The following is a 26,578-nucleotide window of genomic DNA, read 5'->3' on the forward strand; positions in this document are numbered from 1 at the left end:
ACTAATCAATCTTCTTAAAATTTAAATTACCCCTATTTCATTAGACACAAACCTTTAAAACGATGTTAATCACATGTTTTAGAGGTTTTTATGCTTTACACACTAGCTTGAATAGGGTTTTACCCTTTAATTATTATGTGAATATCTCATAAAAAAAGCGTATTTACCTCGGATAATCAAAAAAGAATAGCATTATAATAAAAATTTAATAAAAATATTATCAAATAAACATTCTCATTGTATTTAAGCTTCTGATATTCTAATTTTAGCAAATCCAAATCTTAATATATGAGAAAAACATTACTATTATTATCCCTGATGATATCATCAGGATTATTTGCTCAATTACCCATAGATCTGCTTAAACCAATTCCTAGAATTACATCTTTTGATGAGTATGAAGGTTCTATGTATTTAAAATCAAGGTATAAAGAATCAAGTGTTGTAGACGAAAAATCTGGAACTTTTGATGCCAAACTAAGATATAACATTTATACTGATGGCTTAGAATTTAGCAGAAATTCTAAATTATATGAAATTAAGAAAAGTACAACAATACATGCCAGAATAGATGGTGACTATTTTTACTATTGCAATTTTAAAAACCAAAGAGGTCTTGACCGTGATGGTTACTACATATTAGTGGAGTTAAATGATAAATATCGTATTTACAAACGTTTAACTATTGATATTGTTGAACCTTCTCACAATTTAATTAAGAAAATTGATGAAGTTGGAAAACTTAAAATGCATTCTACATATTATATAGAAGAAGCAGGCGTAGTAATGCAATTACCATTAGACAAAAAAGATATACTTGTAACTTTTAGTGACAAAGAAAGTGAGTTAAAAAAATACTTAAAAAAGGAAAAAATACGTTTAAAAAAGGAGGAAGACCTAATTCGATTTGTTGCACGATATAATGCTCTTAAAAGTACTGAAAATAATGCTTCGCAAAGTTTACTAAGCAATACCCTCAGAAGAGATTAATAAAAAATGTTATCTCATACTTTTTTTAGCCCTTAATACTTATTACCACTTACAATTTTTCGGTGGTGATTTTGTTGTGGATATTATTTTGATGTAACATTAATTAATTGAGTTGGGTATTCAATTGGATGCTATAAATCAAAATAACATATAATACGCTATAAAGTTACAGGTTCTTTTACCTATGCTTTAGAATGGCGTATCTATTCATTACAATAAAAATAAGTAGTCATGAAAACAGTTGTCAAAATATTATTTTTCATAGTATCTCCTGTAGTATTTTCTCAATTTTCTAGAGAAATGGCAGAACCAACTGGTAAAGTAGCAGAATTATTAAAATATAACGGCTCTATTTATAGCAATGAAAAATATTCAGAAGCTAGAATTATTGATGAAAAATCGGGTACATATTACGTAAACCTAAGACATAATGTCTACAGTGATGTTCTTGAATACAAAGAAGGCCCAAAGTCGTATGAAGTCATTAAAAACTCTTCTATTTATGCCTACATTGATAGTGAAGAATATCGTTATTGTAATTTCAAAACTCATAAAGGTCAATTACGACACGGATATTACACTCCCATAGACAAAACAGATACGTATAGTGTCTACAAAAAACATGATCTAAAGATAACTGAGCCTAAAGAAAAGGATCCAATGACAGGAAGTTCTATGACATCAGGAAAAATTAAACTTGAAACGATATTTTTCTTAGAACAAGATGGTATCATAGTATCATTACCAACAAATAAAAAAGAAATACTTATAACTTTTCAAGATAAATCTGATGAGTTAAAAGAATTTATAAAGAAAGAAAAACTTCGTCTTAAAAAAGAAGAAGATTTAATCAAACTAGTAAAACATTATAGTATTTTAAAGAATAATACGGCTAACCAGCCACAAAATCTTTTAAATAATAGGGTTCAAAATAACTAACATCTTCACTATCTTTCTTTAAGAATTTTTCATATGCTATCTGTGCCATCTCTTGAGCAGAAGGTAATTTGTTCTGAATAAATATTGCATTCTCATGCTTACAAATTTCAGAAAATTTTTCTACTCCATTTCCAATAAAATAAACACTGTTTTTGTCTAAATATTCTTTAAAAGAATCTTCCGTTAGGATTTCGGCTCTTGTTTCTCTTAATTGTTCATAGGTATTTGAAAAAACAGCAGCATATACTTCCATTCTTCTTGCATCGATCATAGAAACAATGTAGCTCTCTTCTTCATCACTTTTAACCTGCATAGCAAGAGATTGTAATGTTGGTATAGAAATTAACGGAATATCCAGTGCATAACATAATCCTTTTGCTGCAGAAACACCAATTCTTAAACCAGTATATGATCCTGGACCTTTGCTAATCGCTATAGCCGAGATATCTTTAAAAGATAGTGCTTTATCCTTAATGATTTCGGCCATAAAGTTATGTAATCGTTCTGCATGTGAATATTTTGCATCGTAATCTTCTGCTAAGGCAATTACCTCGTCATTATAAGTTAGTGCAACAGAACAGTTTGTAGTTGAGGTTTCTACACAAAGGATATAGGCCATTCATAAAAAATTTATGCAAATTTAGGGGTTTCTTCTATAATCCAGAAACTATTTATCAGACTTCTCTTTACTCTCTAGAGTAACCTTATCTCCATTTTTAAGTGTTTTTGTAACTACATTATAAGGCCCAGTAATAACCTCATCTCCTACATCTAATCCATTAGTAATTTCAATATTACCGTCGTCTTGTATTCCTGTCTCAATTACCTTTAGTTTCGCATCTTCACCATCTTTGATAAACACACACTCAAATTTCTTGTCAGAATTATTTGTCGTTTTTTCCTTATTGACAGTTTTGCGAACACTAGAAGTATCATTTTTTATAACAATAGCACTTATAGGCACACCTATTACCTTTTCTCTTTTATTGGTAATTACATCAACTGTTGCTGTCATTCCTGGACGAAATGGTGAATAACTTTCTGGTTTATCTTTAGTCAAATCGCTATAAGATTCTTCAAGAATACGCACTTTGACTTTAAAATTGGTGACTTGATCAGCACTGATTGTATTTTCTGCAGAATTTGCAATTTCTGTCACCAAGCCTTTAAACTCTTTTTTTAAATAGGCATCTACTTCTACTAAAGTAGAATCTCCTATAGAAATCTTAACTATATCATTTTCATTTACATCAACTTCTACCTCCATATTACTAAGATTAGCAACTCTTACAATCTCTGTACCCGCCATTTGCTGCGTACCTACAACGCGCTCACCTAGCTCAACAGATAGTTTAGAAATTGTACCATTCATTGGAGCATAAATAGTTGTTCTATCTAGGTTATCTTTAGCTTCATTTACTGTCGCTCGTGCACTTTTAACACTATAAAAAGCGGATTGCTTAGCAGCTTCGGCAACTTCATATGCTGATACAGCTCTATCCCAATCTGCCTTTGAAATCACACCTCTCTCAAATAATCCTTTATTACGATCATAACTTAGTTTAGCTTCTTTAAGGCTTGCTTCTGCTTGTTGCAAACCAGCTTTTACATTTTCTAAAGCGGCTTGTGATCTATTTAAACCGGATTGAATGATATCAGGATTAATTCGTACTAAAAGATCACCTTTTTGTACCTGTTGACCTTCTTTTATTGGTAATTCAATAATTTCCCCAGATACTTCTGATGAAAGTTTAACCTCTACTTCTGGTTGAATTTTACCAGTAGCAGAAACAGTTTCGACGATATCTATTTTTTCTATAACTGTAGTTGATACCTCCTTAAAATTACCACTCTTACCAAACCAACCGGCTTTTTTTCCATAAATAAGTAGTACTATAGAGAGTATAACTACACTTAATACAATGAGTAATGTTTTTCTATTCATAACGTACTTTAAGTTCTGCTGTATGTGAAAATACAATCTTTTTACTAGAGAAAGCCATAACAGTCAGAAAATGGAAGTTTAGGCCTTACTATAGTTTAATATCCGCAATTTTAACTCCGAAGTAAAGTTCTAATACTTTTAATTTAAAAATATAATCAAATTTATTTCTTACTTCCTGACTCTGTGCGTTCTCTAATCTAAATTTTGACTGACTGAAATCAAATGCATTAGTTAATCCTACATCATAACGATCCTTTGCATACTCATACGCTCTTTCTTGAGCTTTAACAGATACAAGAGATGCTTCATAAGCTTCGGCAGCACCTTTAGCATCAAGATAGGCTTGATATATGTTACTATCAAGATCTAACTCTGCTTGTTCAAGTTGAAATTCTGTCCTCTTTACATTGATCTTACTTCTCTTGACACTATTTCTAACTGAAAACCCATTGAATACGGGAATACTAAGAGATAGGCCATAAGAGATCCCGTCGTTATCATACAACTGTTTAAAAAACGGACGTCTTGACGACTCTACCGAAATAATATTAGGATCCTGACCTAATACTGTTTCTCCTGTACTCTGAACAGTACCAATAGGAACAATATCAAAAGGATTATCTGGATCAAGAATTCTATCAATTGGTCTTGCGCCAGATTCTCTAGTATTGTAATTAAACCCCGCATTTAAAGTAGGATAATATGCCCCACGTGCAATTTGTAAATCTTTTTCGGCAATTAATTTATTTTGTTCTGCTATCTGAACCTCATATCTAGATTCTCTTGCCTTTGCAATTACCTCATTAATTGGTTTGCCTAACATCTCTGCTCCAGGTACTAAATATTCTTGTTCTGCAATATCAAAGTTTTCATAATCTTTAATTAACAATGCTTGCGCTAAACTTATTAATGAGATTTGCACAGAATTTTCTGCTTGAACGATTCTTGTTAATTCATCGGCAGAAGTCGCTTCTATCTCTAATAAATCCCCTTGTGGTAAAACACCTGCATCGACAAGCTCCTTAGTTCTTTTTAACTGCTCTAGAGTAATATCATGTTGCTTTTCTACTACTTTTAAAGATTCTCTATTAAGTAGTATTTGTAAGTACCCATTTGCAATAAACAAGGCTATGTCATCCTTTGATTTTCCTAAATTATATTGTGCTAATAAACTATTAAGTTTTGCTCTTTGGAAACGTCTTACATTTCTAAGCCCATCAAATAAATTTAAACCAACATCTACTCTATATGAAGAACTTCTAAATGTTAATGTTCTATTTTGGTTTGTAATTGGGTCAAGAGCTAAACCAGAGCTCCAAAAATTTGAACCTGAAGCATTAACAGTAGGTAAGAAATTACCAAATGCATCACTTTTATCTAACTCTGCAGCTTGTAAATTAAGTGCAGATTGTTTAATGGTAATATTATTTTCTATAGCGTACTCTAGACATTCACGTAATGTCCATTGCTTTTCTTGTGCCTGAGTCCCCAAAACTCCAATAAGCCCAATTAATAAAGTTAAAATTTTTATTCTCATAATGTCTATAAGTATATTATTACTTGATGATGTTACAGATATTTTTAAAAAAAAGTTTTTTTATTTTAAAAGATGCTACAAAACGACATATATAACACACTATCATTTAGCATAAAACAGTCTAAATGATTATGTGTTACTAGTCTTGTGCTGTTTCAGGTTCTTTTTTAATTGGCTCTGTCTTATTCCAAACTTTAATTTCATCTTCTTCTGTTAATCCAGACAGTATTTCAACATTAATCCCATCAGATAAGCCAATTTCTATATCTTTTCTCTTAAACTCTTGATCACCAATTTTAACTTCTACATATGGATCTTCTGTATCTTTATCGAACTGCAATAGCGCTTCTTTTATCGCAAGGATATCATTTTTAGTGTCCAATACGATTGAAGCATTAGCACTATACCCTGCTCTTACAAAATAAGAATCGTCCAGAAACACTTCTCCTTCTATTTTAAACTGAACAGCTCCTTGCTCTTCATTACCCTTTGGCGCTATAAACTTTAATTTTGCATCAAATTCTTTATCTCTAATTGCTCCTAAACTAACTTTTAACGGCATATTAATTTTAAGCTTACTAACCTCTGCTTCATCCACTTTTCCTTCAAAAATCATTTTAGTAAGATCGGCTATGGTTGCAACAGTAGTACCATCATTAAAATTATTACTTTGGATAACCTGATCACCTTTTTCTACCGGAATTTCTAATATTGTACCAGCAACAGAAGCTCTAACATTTGTAATTGCTTGTGCACCACCTGTTGATCCTTGTCTAATGATTTGCAAATCATTTCTTGCATTCTTAACTTCTTGTTCTGCCTGATCATAACGCAATTTTACATTCTGAAAATCCTGCGTAGATATTACTCCTTTATCAAACAGCGCTTTATTTCTATTAAAATCCTGCTGGGCATTAGCTAAACTAATTTGTGCATTTTGAACACGTCCTCGCGCACTATTTAAAGCTTGCTCGTTTGGAACTACTTTTACCTTTGCTATTAAATCTCCTGTTTTTATTGCATCTCCTTCTTTAACATAAATCTTCTCGATTATTCCCGAAACCTGTGGTTTTATCTCTACTTCATCTTCTGGTATAACTTTTCCAGTAGCAACAGTTTTCTCTTCAATAGATGTCTTAAATGCCTTTTCTGTGGTAAAAATTATGGGTGATTTACTGTTAGAGTCTATAAGGTACTTGCCCGAAAAACCGAGTAAGGCTATAAAAACTACAACTAATAAAATTTTAAAAATCTTTTTCATTTTGATTGATGATTATTCTGGTTATTACTTTATTCTTCTCTTAACGCTTCGATTGGTTTTATACTTACTGCTTTTTGAGCCGGAATAAGCCCTATTAATGTTCCTAATAAAACTATAGATAACAATGCCCCTACTACAGCAAAGAAATCTACCGTAGGATTTAATATTGGGATATCTTCATTGGTTCCTACCGCAGTATTAATTGCCCATAGTACTAGTGTGCCAAATACGAAACCGATAAGCCCTGCGATAAACGTTAATAAGATTGATTCTAGCATTATTTGCCCTCTAACTTCTGCTGGCGTAGCTCCCAATGCTCTTCGAACGCCTATTTCTCGAGTACGTTCTTTAACGGTTATTAATAATACATTACCGATAGCTATAACACCTGCAATAAGGGTAGCAATACCAACGATATATGTGATTAATCTCATTCCTGATAAAAAACCACTTACTTTAGCCACTTCTTCTCCTAAATTAAAACTACCAAAGGCCTGATTATCGTCTGGGTGCACATTATGTATGCGTTTAAGAGCACTTTTTATAGTGACCTCTGTATTTACAATATTCTTATCAGATTTTGCAGTAATTACCATCCAAGAGATATTTTTTCCTTGATTAAAGATGGTTTGAAATGTCGTGAATGGAAGAAAAATAGAATCATCTCCTTCAAAACCTTGTTGTGTTGGTTTATACACTCCTATAACTTTGAAATAGATTCCGTTAATTTTCACAAAATCTCCGATAGCGCTTTCATCTTTGTCATAAAATTGCTTGTATATATCTTCTCCGATAACACATACTTTACGCTCGTATTTAATATCTTCTTCATTAATAAACCTACCTCCATCAAACATTTTTTTCTTCGACACTTTATCTATAGTCGGGTAATCGCCAAAAACTTGGAATGCTCCTGATTTAGAACCTCGTACAAATTGCCCTGGAGGAGTTCCCCATCTTCCTGTTACATTACGAGGTGCTATATATTCTATATCTGTAACTTGAGATTTTAAAGCATCAACATCATCCAAAGTAAGCTGCATTCTTCTTCCTCTTTTAAAACCTTCGTTAGGAATACTTGTTTGCTGTCCCCAAAGAAACATTGTATTGGTTGCAAAATCATTAAATTGACTTCTAAAACTATTATCCAGTCCTTTTGCCAACCCAAGAAGAATCACAAATAAAAAAACTCCCCATGTCACACCAATAACCGTAATGATAGTTCTTACTTTATTCTTGCGAATAGCTCCGTATATTTCTTGCCATGTATCTCTTTCGAATATAAATTTCATCTGATCATGTTTTTAGTTATTCGTCTCTAAGTGCAATTATGGGTTTTATTTTTGCCGCTCTTCTTGCCGGAATATATCCTGCTATTAATCCTGAAAATATTAATGTAATTGTAGCCACAACAATAACTCCTGTTTCTACTTTGGGGTTGAGTATAAAAAATTCTTCTAGATTATTACCGATTAAACGCAATGATAGCATTCCTAATATTAAACCTATATAGCCAGCAACCGAAGTAATTAAAACAGATTCTTGAAGCACCATTGCTATGATAGATCTAGGTGAAGCACCCAAAGCTTTTCGAATCCCTAGTTCTTTAGTTCTTTCTTTAATACTAAATGTCATAATATTACCTATACCAATAATACCTGAAATAAGTGTACCAATACCTACAACAAAAATAACGAGATAAATTCCTCCTAAAATCACCATGGTCTCCTTAATACCTTCGGCAAAACTTCTTACTCTGATTGCACTTTGATCATCTGGAGCTACATCGAATTTTTTCTTAAAATCCTCTTCAATTTGCTTAGAAAACGCTATGGCCTGTTCTGTATTCATAGCCATATTATATGTTAAGTTAATTTGGTCCAATTTTTCATTGTTTCCAAAAAGCAATTGTACTGTTTTATAGGGCATACAAATAATTCTCTCTTCATTATCTCCTCCACTATCTTGAAAAACACCGACAATTTTATAAGCTATTCCATCTATATCTAAAGATTTACCTAGAGCATCTTCATTTTTAAAAAGATCTTTCTCTACTAGCCTACCTATTGCAATATTTTTGGTCTTATCAATAATATCATTTTCATTGATATATCTACCCTTCATCATGATAGTTTTTTCTAGATACTGATGTTCGGGATTTACAGCTATTATTGTATAACTACCAGATTCTTTCTTGTATTTTGCTTGTCCATTACGATAAATTCTTGGGGTAGAATATTCTACTTTTCCTTTATAGTTCGTATTAATAAATTCAAAATCTTCATTTTCGAATTGAATTTTTCTATTTTCCTGAAAGCCTTTATATGCTTTTGAAGTTCTACCAGCTCTAATAAAAATTATATTTTGGGCATCATCAACGAAGCTACTTAAGAAGCTATTAAGCAATCCGTTTCCCAATCCAAGAAGAACCGTAAAAATTAAAATTCCCAATGCTACAGTAAATCCTGAAAGAAAAGTTCGCAACTTATTTTTACCAATAGCTTCAAATATTTCTTGCCACCTATCTCTATCAAACATATTGCGAAGCTCTAACTTGTTCTACTTTTTTATCTTCTACAATAACACCATCTTTTAGGTGTACAATACGTTTACACATATCTGCAATATCAGGCTCATGAGTTACCACTAATATTGTTTTTCCTTCGTCATTGATACCTTGAATAATATCCATAACTTCATAAGAGGTTTTACTATCCAATGCTCCTGTAGGTTCATCTGCTAATAAAACTTTAGGATCTGCAGCTAATGCTCTTGCTATAGCAACTCGTTGTTTTTGACCACCTGAAAGCTCACTTGGCAAATGTGTCGCCCATTCTGCCAAACCAACTTTACCTAAATATTCTATTGCTTTTTCTGTTCTTTCTTTACGTTTTTTTCTCTGGTAGTAAAGAGGTAGTGCTACATTTTCTAAAGCGGTTTTATAGTTGATCAAATTAAAAGATTGAAAAACAAACCCTAAGAACTTATTACGATATTGAGCCGCTTTGGTTTCATTTAATCCTTTAATAGGAACATTATCTAAGAAATAGCTTCCTGTATCTGCTTCATCTAGCATTCCTAAAATATTTAGTAATGTAGATTTTCCAGAACCTGATGACCCCATAATAGCCACTAATTCTCCTTCTTTAACACTAAAATCTATTCCTTTGAGAACGTGAAGCGAATTGCTTCCCATTTGATACGATTTGTGCAAGTCTTTAATTTCAATCATAACATTTGATTAAGATGTTCGAGGCATAAAAGCTATACCTCAATAAAATTGAGACCCACTAACTATTCAATTATACTATTTTTGATTGATTTTCTAGTTTTCCCTACTAGGATATTGTGATTGGTTAGCATCGTCTTGTTACATAAGACTAACAGTATCACATTTTTGTTACAATCTTTATTGTTATGAAAATGTTAAAAATTTAATTATTCTAGGAACATTAATCGTTAAGAGGTGTTGATTTCTTCTTATTTTTATAAATAAGATACCCAACTACCCCTATTAAAATATAAGGAACTATCATTAGATATACTATTCCATTATTAATTCCTTTTGCGGTTTCCTGACCTTCTTCACTCTCTAAGACTGCTCTACACATAGCACATTGTGCTTCTGCTGGAATAGCAAGAAGTAACAAAAAGATGAATACATATATCGCTTTGGTTTTCATACTAGTCTTAATTAAATTAACCTTATGCTTCGTTAAACATAATACGGAGAAATCATCAAGTATACAACAACACCAGTGATTGCTACATATAACCAGATTGGAAAAGTTATCCTTGCTATTTTCTTATGCCTATCAAACCGCTTTGCTAATGCTCTAACATATGTAATTAACACAAAGGGAATAACTACTATAGATAATATAATATGTGTAATAAGAATAAAGTAATAGATATATCGAATAGCTCCTTCTCCTCCGAAGACTGTAGAATCACTAGTCATATGATATGCAACATACATAACTAAGAAAAGTACCGAACATGAGATCGCTATTTTCATTAATCTTTCATGCAATGCTATCTTTTTGTTTTTTACCGCCCATAGTGCGGCAATAAGAATAACAGCTGTTAAACCATTTATAGAAGCATAAATTGGCGGTAAAAATCTTAATGGTTCTACATCAAAACCTAATTTTCTTAAATTAACACCAAATAATATAGCTACAGCTAAAGGAATAGCAATAGACAGCACTATTATCCACTTATTATATTTTTGCTCAACTTCTGATGTGTTACTCATTCTTTTTTAATAATTTTTTAATATCCTCTAATAAAATAGTTATTTGTTCTTCTTCTCCATCATCATCTATTTTCTCATCAACAGCAATAGTTCCTCTATAATAAATTATAGGATTCCCAGAAGCATCATACCTAGATCTAACATACCCTTGTTGATCAATTAAAGCAAAATAACCATTATGCTCAAATCCTCCAGGCACATCTGCATTCTCTGCTGCATAAATATTAAACCCAGCATTAGCAAGGTCATAAATCTGCTCTCTATCCCCTGTCAAAAAATGCCAATCTGGATTGGTTACTTTATAATTCTCGGCGTATTTTTTTAATCTTCCGGGAGTATCAAATTTTGGATTGATTGTAAATGAAGCAACTCCAAAGTCTTTACTATCTAATAATTGGTTTTGTAAGTACACTAGGTTTCTACTCATTTTGGGACATATTGTAGGGCAACTCGTGAAGAAAAACTCAGCAACATACACTTTACCTAAATAATCATGATTAGTAATAAGAAGGCTATCTTGATTTAAAAAAGCAAACTCGGGTACTTTTTTAGGCGTATCATTTAATTTTATATAAGCTAGCTTTTCATTGGCAACAGGGTTACTAGCGCTCATTCTATCATTTTTCACAATCGATGACCCTTTAACTCGATTTACAATTTTAGGAATAAATATAATTCCAAAAATTAATACGATAAATGATATACCAACATAAGAATATTTTTTCATAACACTAAACAATTCAAGACAGGGTTTACACAACTTAATCCTTTTTAAAAAAGGAAATTCATTGTTTTATTTTTCTTTGCGATCCGCTTTATACTTTTTAAGAGCCAAACGATATTCTGCAAGAACTACTTTAATATCATCTGTCATTACATTTGCCAAATCGGCAACAGAACTTGCATCGTATCCGAATACTTTTTTGGGCTCATCCTCTTCTAATGTTCCGTCTCTACCTCTTAAACTGGCATTTTTATCAATTATGTACACATATTGTGTTGCTAGATTAGCATCTAATTTATGAGGGGTCTTAAGGCTATCAAACAATTTCTTTATGCTCTCTGGGGTGCCATAAACAAAATTCCACCCAGATACATCGGCGATATCATCCAACTCGTTTAATAGCTTCGTTGCCGCAGCTTCGCTTCCGAAAGGAAGTACCATAACAAACTGAAAGTCCTGAAATCCGTGATTCTTTTTGTAAATCTTTTGATTAAGATTAAAAGCATTACCCTGTTTATTATAAATATCCTTGCCTAAAAAACCCAGGACTGTGATCTTATCTTTAAAGGTAATTTCTTTTTTATTTGGTGATTCGAAATCTTTGAGATTTCCTATTGAACTATTTATGACGGGAAGTTTGGCAAAGTTGTGTACTCCCGAAGCAAAGAATAAGTATGCTACTAAAGGCAGAACAAACAATATACCGAGTACAAGAAATTTTTTCATTTACAAGTAGCTTTATTTCTATTTAGTATTTAGAAAATTCACTTTTATATGGCTATAAAAAATGCGTAAAAACCAATTGTGCAAAAATAAAAAAAGACGGTTTAAAAACCGTCTTTTTACAATGCTTTTAACGTATAAAAATGAGAATTAAAAATCCCAGCTTTTATGACCTGCTTTAAATACCTCAAATACATAATCTCCTTCTGTAAGAAGAATGAAAATAAGGTAACAGATTAAGAAAATTGCAGTCCATACTACAGCTCTTCTTAGCCCCTTAGTCTCTCCTTCCATATGCATGAAAGACCATGTAATATAATACGCTTTATATATTGTTAAGATGATAAAAATCCAGTTTAATAATTTCATACTTATAAAAGTAGTCTCAATTAAAAAAGTTGGTTTTATTATCCCTAATATTACTTCTACTATCGTCACTACAGAAAGAAGAATAAACACTTTCCATATTTTTCCTGTGTTGGATTCGTGATGTGCTATATCGTGTGCCATGTTATGCTTATCTTTTATTTATTAAACCAGGTAGAAAAATGTAAATACAAATACCCATACTAAATCTACAAAGTGCCAGTATAAACCAACCTTCTCAACCATCTCGTAGTTCTTTCTTTTCTCATATGTTCCCAGAATTACGTTAATAAAGATGATAATATTAATAATCACACCAGATAATACGTGAAAACCATGAAAACCTGTTATAAAGAAGAAGAAGTTAGCAAACAATGGTGTACCATATTCGTTATGTACTAGATTTGCACCTTCTACAATACCAATAGCATCGTTTTGCAGTCTTTTTAATGACTCTTCTCTACTCAGTATCGTTTTTTCTCCTTTTTCGGTAAGTACTTGAGTTCTTATAACTACATCATTTCGCTTAGCAAAACCTTTTCTTATTTCATCAATTGTATATGTTGGTAATGTAGCTTCGTTTTCGTACCAGATACCATTTTTGTTTTCGTGTTGCACTCTATTTTTATGTGCATCAAAAATCGCAATATCAGCAAGAGCCACTCTATGTCCGTCTGTATCTACAAACTGTAAAATCTGACCTCCTTTAGTTTCTATAGCCCCATACTCACCTTTAATAAAGTTTTTCCACTCCCAAGCTTGTGATCCTACAAAAATAGCTCCACCAATAATAGTTAAGAACATGTAAAAAATAACTTTCTTCTGTTTCATATGATGACCAGCATCAACAGCCAGTACCATTGTTACCGAAGAAAATATTAATATAAATGTCATTAAAGCTACATAATACATAGGAGCATCTACCCCATGTAAAAATGGAAAGTGATTAAATACTTGATCGGCAATCGGCCATGAATCAATAAATTTAAATCTTGAAAAACCATATGCGGCAAGAAACCCTGAAAATGTAAGCGCATCAGAAACGATAAAAAACCACATCATCATCTTACCGTAACTTGCTTTTAGCGGCTCATTACCACCACCCCAAGTTTTATCTTCTGTACCCGTTTTAGCAACAGCTGTGTCCATATAAAGAATTTGGTATTGTTAAATTTTCCACAAAAATAATCAATTTTATTATTTCACCTGCTCAATTTTATTTTTTAATTAAGTCAAATGTGATTCAAATAAGTAATCCTTTTTTTAGTATACCTACTATTATAATTTCTTATCTGATGAAATACAAAAACAAAAAGAGATAAACCCACAGAAAATCAACAAAATGCCAATACATAGCACCTAGTTCTAATCCTAGTGTTTGTCCTGTTTTATATTTTTGTTTAAAATGATTATAAATTACAACTAAAAGCACAATGAGTCCTCCAAAGATATGTGCAAGGTGTGTTACCACTATGATAAACATAAAAGTAGAAACAATATTTGATGTTGGCCCTGTGAAATGATAGCCTTGATTAATAATATCACTAAAGCCTTCGAATTGTAAAATCACAAAGAGAATACCAAGTCCCAATGTTGACAACAACAATACGGTTGCTAAACCTCGCTTATTTTGCTCAATAGCCTTCTTCACCATATAAAATGTTACACTACTAGCGATAATTACGAGGATACTATATATAAATGCTTCAGGAAAAACTAAATCTGTTTGCCAATCCTTTCTAGATTTACTTACAACATATGCACTAGTAAGTCCCGCAAAAACCATTGCCATACTTATCATAGCAAACCACATCATGGTTTTTTTAGCTCTATCAACTTTTTCTTGTGTTGTCCCTTGTGTTAAATCCATACTCTAATAAATTTATCTGCAACATAAATAACCTGTAACAATGTAATATACAGGACACTCATCAACATTAATTGTTTAGCGGTTTTAGCATCTCTTATTTTATACAATCGAATTGCCGATCGCAACAGAACTGCCCCCAGAATCAATAATATCACCCCTGAAACCGGAGTAAGATAAAGATCTCCTGTAACTCCAAAAACAGGAATTAAAGACGTTACAACCGTCCAAATAGTGTAAATTAATACTTGTACTGCTGTTCCTTTATCTTTTTTACCTGTTGGAAGCATAAAAAAGCCTCCTTTTTTATAGTCATCATACAAAAACCATCCTATTGCCCAAAAATGGGGGAATTGCCAAAAAAATTGCACCATAAAAAGAGTTCCTGGTTCTATCCCAAAATCATTGGTTGCTGCTACCCAACCCAGCATAAATGGAATTGCTCCGGGAATTGCCCCTACAAAAACAGACAAAGGAGTTTTTGTTTTTAAAGGTGTATACAAACTAACATAAATAAATATCGAAATTGCCCCAAACATAGCCGTTTTAGGGTTTATGGTATACAGTACCGTAATACCAATAATTGTAAAAATAGCAGCTATTATAAAAGCTGTATTAACCGACATTCTTCCTGATGGGATCGGCCTATCTTTAGTTCGATCCATCAACTTATCTAAATCCCTTTCGATTATTTGGTTAAAAGCATTTGACGCTCCAACCATACAATATCCACCTACAGTAAGTAACAAAAGTGTACTCCAAGAGATTACTTCAACACCTAATAAATATCCGGCGACAGAAGAAAAAACTACACTAAGGGCCAAACGCATCTTAGTGATTTCTTTAAAATCCTGAATAACAGAAACTTTTGCAGTATTAATTTGGGTTACGCTCAAATCTTGCACGTTTTCATCAATTTTTTGGTATTCCTCTTTTGAAAACACATAAAGCATTTATTCTCTATTGTTATAGTACAGTACTAATAACTCTGTAATTTTTTCAAAAACTGCCTTTTTCAAAAGTCGTGCAAAGATATACCTTAAAAGCATTTTAGACAACTAATAATCAGGTATTATTCACCTTTTAACAGACTTATCCTTAAATCGCAAGTGATTTTGATAATTCCGTTTAAAAAAGATTCTCATTAACAATATGTTATTTCTGCGTTTTATTATCGACTAAAACGATCTAAAACACAAACAACAAACTAATACGCAATGAAAAACCTTGTACTTTTTGTGCTATTACTGTGCTATTTTATCTCAAATGCACAAAAAAAAGAAGTTACAATCACCTTAGACTTAATCTCTAAAGATATCTATATGCTTACTGGACAAGGGGGTAATATAGGAGTCTTAAAAAACGAAAAGGGTTTATTTATTATCGATGATCAATTTGCAAGACTATCAGACAAGATACTTACAAAACTTAAAACGATTAGTGACCAACCAATAACGATGGTTGCCAACACACATTTTCATGGAGATCATACTGGAGGTAACGAAAACATGGCAAATCAAGGAGCTACAATTTTTGCGCAAAAAAATGTAAGATCAAGAATAGAAAAAAATCAAAAAGAGAAAGGAAAATTTAACCCTAAATCTTTGCCTGTAATAACATTTGATGAAGGGCTTCAGTTATATTTTGAAAACGAAAATATTAATGCATTTCATGTTCACAATGCACATACCGATGGAGATGCTATTATTTATTTTGCTAATGGAAATGTATTACATATGGGGGACACATTTTTTAATGGTCGTTATCCATATATAGATTTAAATTCTGGAGGAAGTATCCAAGGATATATTAAAGCTTCTGAAAAAGCGCTTATGATTGCAAATTCTGACACTAAAATCATTCCTGGACACGGAGCTTTAGCAACCAAAAAAGATCTAGAAAGCTTTTTGACAATGCTTAAAACGATCACAAACACTATTAAAAAAGAAGTCGATGCCGGTAAATCTGAAGAGGAAGTAAAAAACAATACAGCGCTAACTTCGGCTTATGATGCAAAAGGTTTCGGAGATGGTTTTATTAATTCAGAACGAATACGACAAACCATATACTTAAGTCTTACGAAATAAAGAATTTAAAAATGAGTGTTAATTTAAAAAGCCTACTAGTTTAATCGCTAGCAGGCTTTTTTTCTTTACCCTTGTATTTTAAACACTATCGGCAATTGATACTTTACAGTTACGTTTCTATCTCTCTGTTTTCCTGGCGTCATTTGCGGAAACAAATTAATAACTCGTCTTGCTTCTTCTTCTAATTTTGGATGCGATGCACGCACTCTAATATTAGTTACCTCTCCTTCTTGATTCACATCAAACTGTGTATAGATTTTTTGCAAACCACTTAAACCATATCGTTCGCCCAAACCTGTGTTAAATTTTCTTGCTACGATTTTACCCACTTTTTTAGAAAAACAAGTAGCTCTTTCTTTGTTAGTTGCCAGCTTTTCACATCCAGGAAAAATAGGAACAAATTCTACTTTTTTAAAGTCATGCGGTCCAATTTTTTCCTCTGGCACCAAATCTTCAATATCATCTGGCGATGCAGGTGCAGAAGTCTCTGTAGGCTGAACATTCTTGAACTCCTCAGTAACTTTATTAATAACAGCAGTGTTATCAATAACTTTAAACTCTTGAGGCTCAACAGGAGGTTTTGTTTGTTTTACAGCTACTACTTTTGGTTTGGGCTCTTGATACACTTCAAAGGCTCCATCCCACACATAAGAATCATCTACTTCCACTATTGGCTCTTGTTTATCGAGGACAGGAACCGCAGTATACACTTCAAACATAAAATAGGTAAATAGTAGACTTGCAATAAGTCCAATCTGGAAATTCACCAATGTACTTTTTCGTACATTAGCATCGTGCTTGTTACTCATGATATTTAGTTTTAACGTTACAATTGAAACTGAATCAACAAGCATACCAAAAAAAAATCCCGCTCACAGAAATGTGGCGGGATTTTGATATATAACGTACTTTGTTTTAGTCTTGTACTTGAAAAACTATTGGTAAAGAATATAATACACCTACTGCTTTACCTCTTTGTTTTCCTGGAGTCATTTTAGGCAATAACTTTACAACTCTTTGAGCTTCTTTTTCTAGTCTTGGATGCGGACCTCTTGCCTGCACTCCAACAATATTACCCGATCTATCAATTTTAAATCTTACATAGATTCTATTTACACCCGACAGACCTAACTCGTTACCTAATTCTGTATTAAACTTACGGTTAACAAACTTTTTAACCTTATCACTCATACATTTCTTTTTCGCATTATTGTTACCTGCTTTTTCACATCCTGGAAAAATTGGCACATTTTCTATAACTGCAAATGGTACATCAGAGATAACTTCTTCTTCTTCTACATCTTCTACCTCTTCAACTTCTACAATTTCTTCTTCCTGATTAGTTTCAGTAGACTCAATAATAGTTTCCTCTACTTCTTCTTCATCTTCTACTACATCAATAATTTCTGGCGCAGGTGGTGGAGGTGGAGGTGGAGGAGGTGTGTTCAAATTCTGAGTAATCGGAACATCTTCTTCTTCTAACTCATCAAGATTCACCTGACCTATGTCGATATTACTTCTATCATAGGTTTTCCATTCTATACCTCTCCATGTTAAAAATAGAACTAAAATAAGCCCTAGTTGAAGAAACAAGGTACTTCTTCTAGTTAAATCTGCTTTTGGATTTTTCTTCGATTCCATATTATTGTTATGTTATAGGATTGCTAAAATAGCTAAATTCTTTTGTAATTTCCAACTAAACATCAAAATGTAAAACGAAAAATTTGATTTTTAACGTTTATAACATCTGTTATGCATACTTGAAAATTGATTTATGAGATTCACTTAAGAAATTAAAATCTACTTTTCTTTGATCCTAATCAATTTATTTTCAAATATTTTCAATAAAACAACAGCAAAAACTATACCGCTTGTATTAGCTAAAACATCATACCATTCTGAACTACGATAATTCGTTAGTAATGTTTGTAACAATTCCATTAGTACCCCGTATAAAAAGCAAATAATTGCACTTTTAACAATACTTTGCTTAAAGGTTTCTTTTCTTTTTTTTGAAAAAAACAAAAAAGCAAACCAAACAATTGTAAAAATGAGGTAAGCAACAAAATGTCCTATCTTATCACTTCCTTGTACTCCGACTTTGAATGGAATAATTAATCGTGCTAATGATGCCCAAGTAATTAAAGTACTATATACAAGTAGTACTGCCAGTAGGAACTTATGCCCCAATAACCTCTTTATAACCATCTGCCGATAATAAACCGTCTATTTGAGAAGTATCAGCTATTTTTATTTTAACCATCCAACCCTCTCCATAAGGATCGCTGTTTACAAGTTCAGGATCACCCTCTAACGTTTCATTAAATTCAACTATCTCTCCTGTTAATGGCAAAAATAAATCAGAAACCGTTTTAACAGCTTCTACGGTACCAAAAACTTCTTCTTGATCTAGTTCTTCACCAACAGTTTCTACCTCAACATAAACTATATCTCCTAATTCACCTTGTGCGAAATCGGTTATACCCACAGTTGCGATATCACCATCTATTTTGATCCACTCGTGGTCTTTTGTATATTTTAATTCTGAAGGAATATTCATCTAAAAAAGTATTTATGAGTTCTTATTTTCTTTATGCTGACGAAAATAATTCTATTTTATTGAATTTTAAGAAAACCCATTAAAAAATTATCAAAAAACAATTGTCAATAACCTTTTCTACCTGTTCACCACAGAAATCTTAGTTTCCGAAGTTATATCGCAATGTAAATCCTCCTCTGATTGTAGTCTGAGGAAAGGCAGTAGAAATAGAGAACTCAGAAAATGTATGATCATAAAAGAATAATGCTGTCAAATTCTTACTTAAAGAATAATCTGCAGTAAATTTTAATCCATAAATATCTTGCCCAGCTGTTACTTGGGTATTTTCTAAGTCAAGATATCTTATCAATGTTTCATTCTGACGAAGTGATATATCTGCTCTTAAATTAAGGTCACTTTTTAGTACTTTTTTTCTACCTCCAATTCGCGTAGCAAAAGTTAATCCTTTAAGTCGATACCCCAATCCAATAATATACTCATTACCTTGAATTTCGGTAAGTAAATTATTATCAAAACTTAATGATAAAGCCCTATCCTTTTTCCATTCGGCAAGAATCTTGATTGAGTTTTTCATTTCCATATCAAATCTAACCAATGGACTAAATTGCTCGGTAAGATTTACATTTGAATACAATAGTGGATTTCTAAAATTATTAGATTGATCTCTATCATTTGGATTTCTAAATTCTAGGTTAGTCCTAAATTGATTAATCGTATAATTTGCACGATACCCATGAGCTACAGAAAAACGTTTAAATCGTTTTTTAAACCACTTAAGATTCATTAATCCTGTGTATTTAACATCCCAATTTGGTAGCGGGACATCTCTTAAAGCTCCTTTTTGAACATTATCTGCACTAGCCCCTGTATATGCTGCTAAAAATGCTGGCAATAACACTGCTTGATTAGTCCCTCCAAAACCATCAGGAAAACCATCTCTATCCGCATCTGAATCAACAAAACCATCACCATCAGTATCTGTGAATGGGTCAATTCCGCGTTCTTGTGCTAAGCGTTGTGATATGATTAATCTATTTTCTCTAAATTGATCAAATGCTTCAGAACTGAATTGGTCACTTTTTTTAAACGCAGTCTTTATTAGCAATGTAGAAACCGTGAAATTACCAAAAGTGTTTGGCGTTAACGATGTATATGGTTGATTAGGATCACCTGGGTTCACTCTAAAGTTCTCTGTATAGGTTTCAGAATAATTTCTGGTCGCACTTATATCTATCTTAAGATCTTTTAATAGTCCTAAAGAAGCTTGAATATTAAGTTGTCTACCTTCCACTTCTTGATACTGCTCATTAAAATCCTGATATAAAGTCAACCAACCATTACGAGCTGCTATATCTCTAATTTCTGCCTGACTACCAAAAACAAATCCTGCAGATGGTTTTAATGTACCAATAAAACCTGGTTCTCTTACAAACCCTGGTAACAAAATACCATTATCTTGTTGATAATTTATATTTACTTTCTTTACAGCAGTAACTAAACCTATAGCTGTATTTAATGCTTTATCACCTATTGTCAATTTACTTTTTACCTTTTTAGTTTTCTTTTTTGCGGCAACTTTTGTTTCTCCTGGTTTTTCTTTTTTAGAGTCTTTGTCTTTTTCCTTAGCTTCTTTTTCTTTCTTTTGTTTTTTCCTTCCAGGTTTTATTTTGGTTAATCCTACATATTTGTAAAGCGTATTCATATCCAAAGAACCATTTACCGTATGAACATTAGAATTTTGTATTGTATTACCTAAATCTGGTATATTCTCCAAAGATCTTAAAATCTCACTACCTTTTGTCCATTGGAAATTTGCACTATAAGAATAAGTAGATCTTATAAATTTAAGTACTGGGATTTTACTAAACGGCAGTTCATAGTTTACCTGAAGCTGCTGATTAAGGGTATTTGGATCTCCAACATCAAGGAAACCGCTCCAGATATCTACTGTATTATCTACAACATTATTCTCATCGATAAAATTCTTAACAATACGATTGTTTGCTGATGTAAAACTAAAATTTAATGATTTGGTCAGATTATAATTAATACCATATTGCCAATCAAAAAGAAAATTACGCTGAAATAATGGGTCCAATTCAAGACTTCCTTCTGTACGTGTAATATCTCTAAATCTTTGTCTATTGTATTGTCTATTAATATTAGAACTTACCGAAACACTACTTGGAAGCAGGTTAAAGTTAAAATCTTTCAACAGATCAAAATATTTACTTTTTCCTAAAAGCTTTATCTTCTTAAAAGGTTCTATTTCTTTTGGCTGAAAACTAAAATCATACGTACCTCCAACTCTAACACTTTGATCCAAAGATTCTTCTATCTCAAAATCACGATGATTTGTCTGATTATACGTCCCCGAAAAGGTAAGATTCTCTACATCATATGGCATAGGTTTTGCCTCTCCTGTTCGCTCTTTACGTAATCCTATTACGTTAAAACTTTGTCTTTTGGTATACTCGGTAGATTGTCGCTCTCTTCTTTCTCTACTCTCGGGTGTAGGTTCTGCATCTAATAAATCTTCAAGTTCTAAATCCTGGAATTCAGGATCAAATTGAGGGGTAATTAGTTCTTCACCTCTACTGTAATTAAAAGGAATTTGTACTCCCCATTTTTTAGGTAGAAGTTGTCCTAAATTCACATTGGTTGTTAAATCGTACTGCTTAAGATCTTCTCGGCTTCTTTCATTAGGTCCTTGCTCAATTCCTCCAAAACCAATTGTTGTAATTCTTCCTGAGGCGCTAACATTTGCAAAATCTGCAATATTAGCATCAAGACTACCTACGGCAGCCCAACCACCTCTGTTTTTAAGATCACTAAGACGCATTTCATTAAACCAAACAGATCCAGACTGCGTATTACCACTTTCATTTTTAACCCCAACCATCATCACTCTTACATCTCCAAGACTAGGATTTCCTTTTATACCTACTCTTAAATTATTTGGGCCATCAAAAAAGTTAAGATCAGCGGCATTACCACTGGCTATTACTCTTGATTTTATCTCTTGAAGAAAAGCAAGAGGTACGTCTAATCTATTTTGTTCTGGCCAAATATCATTTTCGTTTCTGTCTGAAAGTTCTGAAACTGCTAGTGGTATTTCAATTTGGTAAAAATTATTGGTAAAATCATTACCCATTCTTACGAAAGCTCTTAAATCTCCGTCTTGAAGTGTCTGCCCTACCAAAGGTTCTGCATGCAGAAACATCTCTAAGTTTTCGTATTGACGCATATCAACATTGAAGTTTTTATACACTCCTCTTGCATCATCTGTTTGAAGATTATTTACTGTAAGCGCTAGTGACCTTTCATCTTCTCTAATAACATTATTGTTATTATTTAATTGTTCACGCACAACTCCTGGTGGCGTTACATATCTTTCTATTTCTTCTCGACTAACAGAGGTTACTACAACATCGCTATCCCCAAACACATTAAGACCGCTTGTTGGATCATTTGTAGTATTACCTACTTGTATATACCTTCTATAATCTCCTCGTACCAAATCTAAACTACCGAACCTAAGCAACACAGGGCTTTCAAAATCGGTAAGATACGTTCTCATAAATCTAATCGATCTAAAATCTGTAACGTTCTCTGCCCTTGTTGGTTCATAAATTGGGATTTTAAATAAGAACCATCGATATTCTATATTTCTTCCAGACACCTCAACATTATCTTGTCTAACATCGGCTATAAAACCTGTATTACCATCATTACCTACTCCCATACCATTAAAAATAGGGACTTCGTACTCAAAGTAACTATCAATAGTATTCATGGTATTATCTCTATTAACATCTTCTGCAGTAGGAAATGTTGTATTTCCACGGTCATCATTGGTTACATTTACTGGTGAGTTCCCTTGAGTACCGTTATAATTTCTATACCTATTTACTACGTTATTAATCCCGTCAGGATTATCTTGAGGTTGTAAGAAATATGAATAATTATCTCCTGCTGGATCATTTCCTGTAAACCCTAAAGAACCATAAGCTTGAGCTTCTTGAGTATCATTTAATCCATCAAATCCTGCATCTTGATTTGTTCTTGCTTGCCCGTCAGAATCAAAAGCATAAATCAAAGATTGATTATTTGGTACTTGAGCTTTAAAGTTGGTAGGTGTAAATGTTTCTGGAACTTCTGGCAAACCATTCTCATACTGTTTTCTACCATCTTTTAATACATCTTCACTAATGTTTCCTAAATTAAAAACAATAGTACCATTATTTGACTGAGTTAACGGTTCTTGCGCCCCACTAGGCCCTGTATAAAAAGGATCCAACAACCAAAATTCTATAAATTCTACATTTGATTGCTCAAAATTAGTAGATGTTAACTGTCTAGTAATCCCCCCAAAATTTTCTCTTGGATCTGGAGTAGTTGCACTTCCTTCTGCATAACCTGGGTTGAAATTGTATTGCCCTCTAGTAGTTGGATCATAATTAAGGTCCAATGTAAATAACGCTAAACTTTGTCCTTGCGCAATATCTGTTCTTGAAAAAATCTCATCTATAAACACCCTTCTTGAAGCATTACTTGCCAAGTCTTGATCTGTTATACCACTAGGTCTACTGGTACTATAAAATGTTGGATCAATAGAATACCATGATAGCTTTGCTCTTTTAAAACCAGTTGAAATCGTTGATAAAGGATCTGTATCGTTAGGGTGTCTTGGATTATCATCAAACCCTACTGGCACACTAGAAAGCTCCCAAGATAAAGGAGTACTTACATCTATTCTAGTCTGCGCTCCTTCAAAATCGTCTATATAGGTAGTTACTTTACCACCAAAATCAGCACCTTTAGGAGCACCGGCAATAAGATAGGCTCCTTCTGCTCTTACCGAAACATTAGAAGGTACATCTGTATCTATATTTGGTAATTTATTAACCATTCTTGTTAAGAAAGGAACCTCTGTAGAATAATTCACATTAAGTCCTAGAATGGTATTATTTATAGGTTCAAAATCATAACTGGATTTTTGGGTAATTGGTCTTTCATTTAAATTTAAAAAAGTACCTCCTACAATAAAATCATCACTAAACTTATGCTCGATATTTAATCCTGTAAATCGTTTTGTTTGCTGCCCAAAAACAGCATTATTTTCGGTAGAAACTTGTATTGGGGTATTCGATGACAGCAACGCCTGGTCTAAGATATTTACTCTACCAAGCTGATAATTTACACTATAATCTACACCTTCTTGCAATACTCGTCCTCCTGCTGTAACCGTAACAGAACCTTGTGGCACATTAAATGCTCCTAACGGAATCCCGTCCTGCCCAGATGATTTATATCGCCCTTTAAGTTGAAAATAGTTCTTATCGGCAGATCTTTGTTCTGCAACAACCTTAGTTTGTGTATACAAATCTCTAAATACATATTCATCCTGATTAGGGTTATATGTACTTTCATCAGTATAGACAGATCCTACTGGACCATTATTTAATTTATTAAAAAGATGTTCTCCAAAAGGCTCTATACTTGGAAAAATAATTCTTCCATTTTCGGTATCAACAGTAATACCCGGTACATAATCAAAAAATCCATCACCTCCATCTACTGGATCTCGGTTTGGGTTAAGTTGATCAAGATTAAACACTTTAAGCAATGTCGTTTCATTAACATCGTCGGGTAATTCAAGAGTTGATCCTTCTGGCTGACTTATAAAGTTTACGGGAGAAGGGTTTGAGTATAAAATATTTAATCTAAAGTCACTTTGTTCTAGTCTAAATGCCCCAGTACTATAAATATTTTTCATCATTAAATCCCATATCGGCAGATTTACATTAACGATGGGGCTTTTTAGCATTTTAACGACCAAACTTTGACTTGAACCAACTTGATCTGTAGTACCTGTATTATTACCAATTGTAGCATCTACGCCATCATTGGCAAATTCTCCTACCTGAAATACATTACCTCCTGCCGTATATTGAAAGGCAACGGCAAGAACCTCATCATTATTCAATCTTTGATTTAACGAGATGTACCCCAATTGTGTATTTAAGGTATATTCACTCTCATTTAATTTTCTTGCGTTTTCTAGAATAGCATAATCAAAACCTTCATTAAAACCTGATATAGGCCCTATAAATCCTTGTTGCACTGTAGAAACTTGTCTAACTGCTTCTGTAACAGGACCTGCTGCACTTATAGCTGTTGGATCTAGATCATTATTACTGTTGTCCGGAAAAGCTCCTGCTCCTGGATTAAATAAACCAGAAGGGATCGTGAAGTTACCTTGCACTGGAGATTCTCCAACATCCTGAAGTGCTACAATATTACGTGCATTTGTAAGGGTCTGGGCGCTAGTAGCCCTATTTGTCACCCATACTTCTATTCTAGTAATCTGTATATTATTATTAATAAAAGGATAACTTGCAAGCGACTTATCATAATTATCTCTAAAGTAATGCGATAAGAAAAAGTGTCGATTCTCATCATAGTCTAAGGCAAAAAGTTCAAAATCTTGAACGGTACCTCCTCCTTCTACATTAACTGATCTTGTTTCTGATCGTTGTTCAGAAAATACTCCTGTGATCGTAGTTCTACCAAATTGTAGTCCTAACTTAACTCCAAAAAGACTTTGTGCTCCTTGTATCAGAGAACTATTTAAAGGCATACTTACGTTACCAACCTCGATACTTCTTATGATATCATCTTCTGTTGGGGTATATTCTAATTTTAATTGATTTTGAAAGTCAAAAGTGGATTCTGTATCGTAATTAGCTGTTACTTGTAATCTTGTTCCGATTTTACCTAGTAAACTCAAACTAATTCTTTGATCAAAATCAAAAGTAAAGTTACTACGATTACGAGGAGAAAATGCAGGATTATCTTGTTTGGTAAACAACAGACCTAAATCCATTTCAACAGATCCTTGTGGAATAATTTCTATTTCTGTACCTCCAAAGATGGATTCAAAAAACCTTGAGTTTACATAGAAAATTGGCAATAAATTTTTTCTTTTTTCTTCACTACCATCTTTCTTACCACTAAATGCTTCTATTTTTTCTTTAAAGTAAGCTCTTTGTTGCTCATCTTCAACTAATGCTATGTATTCGTCTGGTGTTAAAAAAAGAGGGTAACGCACATTAAAGTCACCTAACATTTCTCGATAAATATATCTATTGGTAATTGGATCGTACTCATATTTGGTTACGATACTATTAGGGTCGGGTAATGATAATTGACCAATAGAAAATGTAGTACTTGTAGAGTCACGAACGGTTTCGTTTTCCTGACTGTGTAACACCCCACTGTAAAGTGTTATCAAACATACTATTATTTTAAAAAAATT

At 32.8% G+C, this 26,578-nt stretch carries 23 protein-coding genes; 3 read left to right on the plus strand and 20 right to left on the minus strand.

Going from position 1 to position 26,578, the window contains the following annotated elements; all coding sequences use genetic code 11:
• The first annotated feature begins 288 nt into the window (after positions 1-288).
• Entirely contained in the window at positions 289-990 is a 702-nt protein-coding gene (locus D1816_RS12715) for a hypothetical protein (RefSeq protein ID WP_147405017.1), read from the plus strand.
• A gap of 231 nt (positions 991-1,221) precedes the next feature.
• A complete protein-coding gene (locus tag D1816_RS12720; protein WP_066317263.1) occupies positions 1,222-1,929 on the plus strand; it encodes a hypothetical protein in 708 nt (235 codons plus the stop codon).
• On the opposite strand, the gene tsaB is transcribed toward D1816_RS12720, so the two are convergent.
• The 15 genes from tsaB to cyoE form a co-directional block, all read right to left on the minus strand.
• The gene (tsaB, locus tag D1816_RS12725) at positions 1,883-2,548 is read right to left on the minus strand and encodes a tRNA (adenosine(37)-N6)-threonylcarbamoyltransferase complex dimerization subunit type 1 TsaB (protein WP_066317265.1); all 666 of its coding nucleotides are present in this window, start codon (positions 2,546-2,548) and stop codon (positions 1,883-1,885) included. The genes D1816_RS12720 and tsaB overlap by 47 nt on opposite strands.
• 48 nt (positions 2,549-2,596) lie before the next feature.
• Entirely contained in the window at positions 2,597-3,874 is a 1,278-nt protein-coding gene (locus tag D1816_RS12730) for an efflux RND transporter periplasmic adaptor subunit (protein ID WP_118503297.1), read from the minus strand.
• Between the two features lie 88 nt (positions 3,875-3,962).
• The gene (locus D1816_RS12735) at positions 3,963-5,411 is read right to left on the minus strand and encodes a TolC family protein (protein WP_066317274.1); all 1,449 of its coding nucleotides are present in this window, start codon (positions 5,409-5,411) and stop codon (positions 3,963-3,965) included.
• A gap of 139 nt (positions 5,412-5,550) precedes the next feature.
• Positions 5,551-6,672 carry an efflux RND transporter periplasmic adaptor subunit gene (locus tag D1816_RS12740; protein WP_066317276.1) on the minus strand — a complete coding sequence of 374 codons (1,122 nt, stop codon included), beginning with the start codon at positions 6,670-6,672 and terminating at the stop codon, positions 5,551-5,553.
• A 29-nt stretch (positions 6,673-6,701) separates the two neighbouring features.
• Positions 6,702-7,964, minus strand: a complete 1,263-nt coding sequence (locus D1816_RS12745; RefSeq protein WP_066317278.1) for an ABC transporter permease — start codon at positions 7,962-7,964, stop codon at positions 6,702-6,704.
• A 16-nt stretch (positions 7,965-7,980) separates the two neighbouring features.
• A complete protein-coding gene (locus D1816_RS12750; protein ID WP_066317280.1) occupies positions 7,981-9,210 on the minus strand; it encodes an ABC transporter permease in 1,230 nt (409 codons plus the stop codon).
• Positions 9,203-9,904, minus strand: coding sequence for an ABC transporter ATP-binding protein (locus D1816_RS12755; RefSeq protein WP_066317282.1), 702 nt, complete (start codon positions 9,902-9,904; stop codon positions 9,203-9,205). The genes D1816_RS12750 and D1816_RS12755 overlap by 8 nt, the downstream gene beginning before the upstream one ends.
• Before the next feature lie 220 nt (positions 9,905-10,124).
• Entirely contained in the window at positions 10,125-10,355 is a 231-nt protein-coding gene (locus D1816_RS12760; RefSeq protein ID WP_118503299.1) for a hypothetical protein, read from the minus strand.
• A 32-nt stretch (positions 10,356-10,387) separates the two neighbouring features.
• Positions 10,388-10,930, minus strand: a complete 543-nt coding sequence (locus D1816_RS12765; RefSeq protein ID WP_066317286.1) for a DUF420 domain-containing protein — start codon at positions 10,928-10,930, stop codon at positions 10,388-10,390.
• On the minus strand, positions 10,923-11,657 hold the full coding sequence (locus D1816_RS12770) for an SCO family protein (RefSeq protein ID WP_066317290.1): 735 nt from the start codon (positions 11,655-11,657) through the stop codon (positions 10,923-10,925). Before D1816_RS12770 ends, D1816_RS12765 begins: the two co-directional genes overlap by 8 nt.
• 66 nt (positions 11,658-11,723) lie before the next feature.
• Positions 11,724-12,380, minus strand: a complete 657-nt coding sequence (locus D1816_RS12775) for a hypothetical protein (RefSeq protein WP_066317292.1) — start codon at positions 12,378-12,380, stop codon at positions 11,724-11,726.
• 147 nt (positions 12,381-12,527) lie between these two features.
• Entirely contained in the window at positions 12,528-12,887 is a 360-nt protein-coding gene (locus tag D1816_RS12780) for a cytochrome C oxidase subunit IV family protein (RefSeq protein WP_066317294.1), read from the minus strand.
• A gap of 21 nt (positions 12,888-12,908) precedes the next feature.
• Positions 12,909-13,892, minus strand: coding sequence for a cytochrome c oxidase subunit 3 (locus D1816_RS12785; protein ID WP_066317296.1), 984 nt, complete (start codon positions 13,890-13,892; stop codon positions 12,909-12,911).
• 139 nt (positions 13,893-14,031) lie between these two features.
• On the minus strand, positions 14,032-14,613 hold the full coding sequence (locus D1816_RS12790) for a cytochrome c oxidase subunit 3 (protein WP_118503301.1): 582 nt from the start codon (positions 14,611-14,613) through the stop codon (positions 14,032-14,034).
• Positions 14,604-15,506 carry a heme o synthase gene (gene cyoE, locus D1816_RS12795; protein WP_118506256.1) on the minus strand — a complete coding sequence of 301 codons (903 nt, stop codon included), beginning with the start codon at positions 15,504-15,506 and terminating at the stop codon, positions 14,604-14,606. Before cyoE ends, D1816_RS12790 begins: the two co-directional genes overlap by 10 nt.
• Positions 15,507-15,827: 321 nt before the next feature.
• Here cyoE and D1816_RS12800 point away from each other — a divergent pair, with 321 nt between their 5' ends.
• The gene (locus tag D1816_RS12800; RefSeq protein ID WP_118503303.1) at positions 15,828-16,697 is read left to right on the plus strand and encodes an MBL fold metallo-hydrolase; all 870 of its coding nucleotides are present in this window, start codon (positions 15,828-15,830) and stop codon (positions 16,695-16,697) included.
• A 65-nt stretch (positions 16,698-16,762) separates the two neighbouring features.
• Here the strand turns inward: D1816_RS12800 and D1816_RS12805 are convergent, their stop codons facing one another.
• The 5 genes from D1816_RS12805 to sprA all read right to left on the minus strand — a co-directional run bounded on the left by D1816_RS12805 (position 16,763) and on the right by sprA (position 26,554).
• Positions 16,763-17,506, minus strand: coding sequence for an energy transducer TonB (locus tag D1816_RS12805; protein ID WP_158597698.1), 744 nt, complete (start codon positions 17,504-17,506; stop codon positions 16,763-16,765).
• 106 nt (positions 17,507-17,612) lie between these two features.
• On the minus strand, positions 17,613-18,338 hold the full coding sequence (locus D1816_RS12810) for an energy transducer TonB (protein WP_066317305.1): 726 nt from the start codon (positions 18,336-18,338) through the stop codon (positions 17,613-17,615).
• 159 nt (positions 18,339-18,497) lie between these two features.
• The gene (locus D1816_RS12815) at positions 18,498-18,887 is read right to left on the minus strand and encodes a VanZ family protein (RefSeq protein WP_158597697.1); all 390 of its coding nucleotides are present in this window, start codon (positions 18,885-18,887) and stop codon (positions 18,498-18,500) included.
• Positions 18,877-19,257: a glycine cleavage system protein GcvH gene (gcvH, locus tag D1816_RS12820; RefSeq protein WP_118503310.1), complete on the minus strand. Its 381-nt coding sequence runs from the start codon at positions 19,255-19,257 to the stop codon at positions 18,877-18,879. Before gcvH ends, D1816_RS12815 begins: the two co-directional genes overlap by 11 nt.
• Positions 19,258-19,396: 139 nt before the next feature.
• Positions 19,397-26,554, minus strand: coding sequence for a cell surface protein SprA (gene sprA, locus D1816_RS12825; protein WP_233565212.1), 7,158 nt, complete (start codon positions 26,552-26,554; stop codon positions 19,397-19,399).
• Positions 26,555-26,578: the final 24 nt, after the last annotated feature.

The sequence above is a fragment of the Aquimarina sp. AD10 genome (genome assembly GCF_003443715.1).
GTDB classification, from domain to species: Bacteria; Bacteroidota; Bacteroidia; order Flavobacteriales; family Flavobacteriaceae; genus Aquimarina; species Aquimarina aggregata.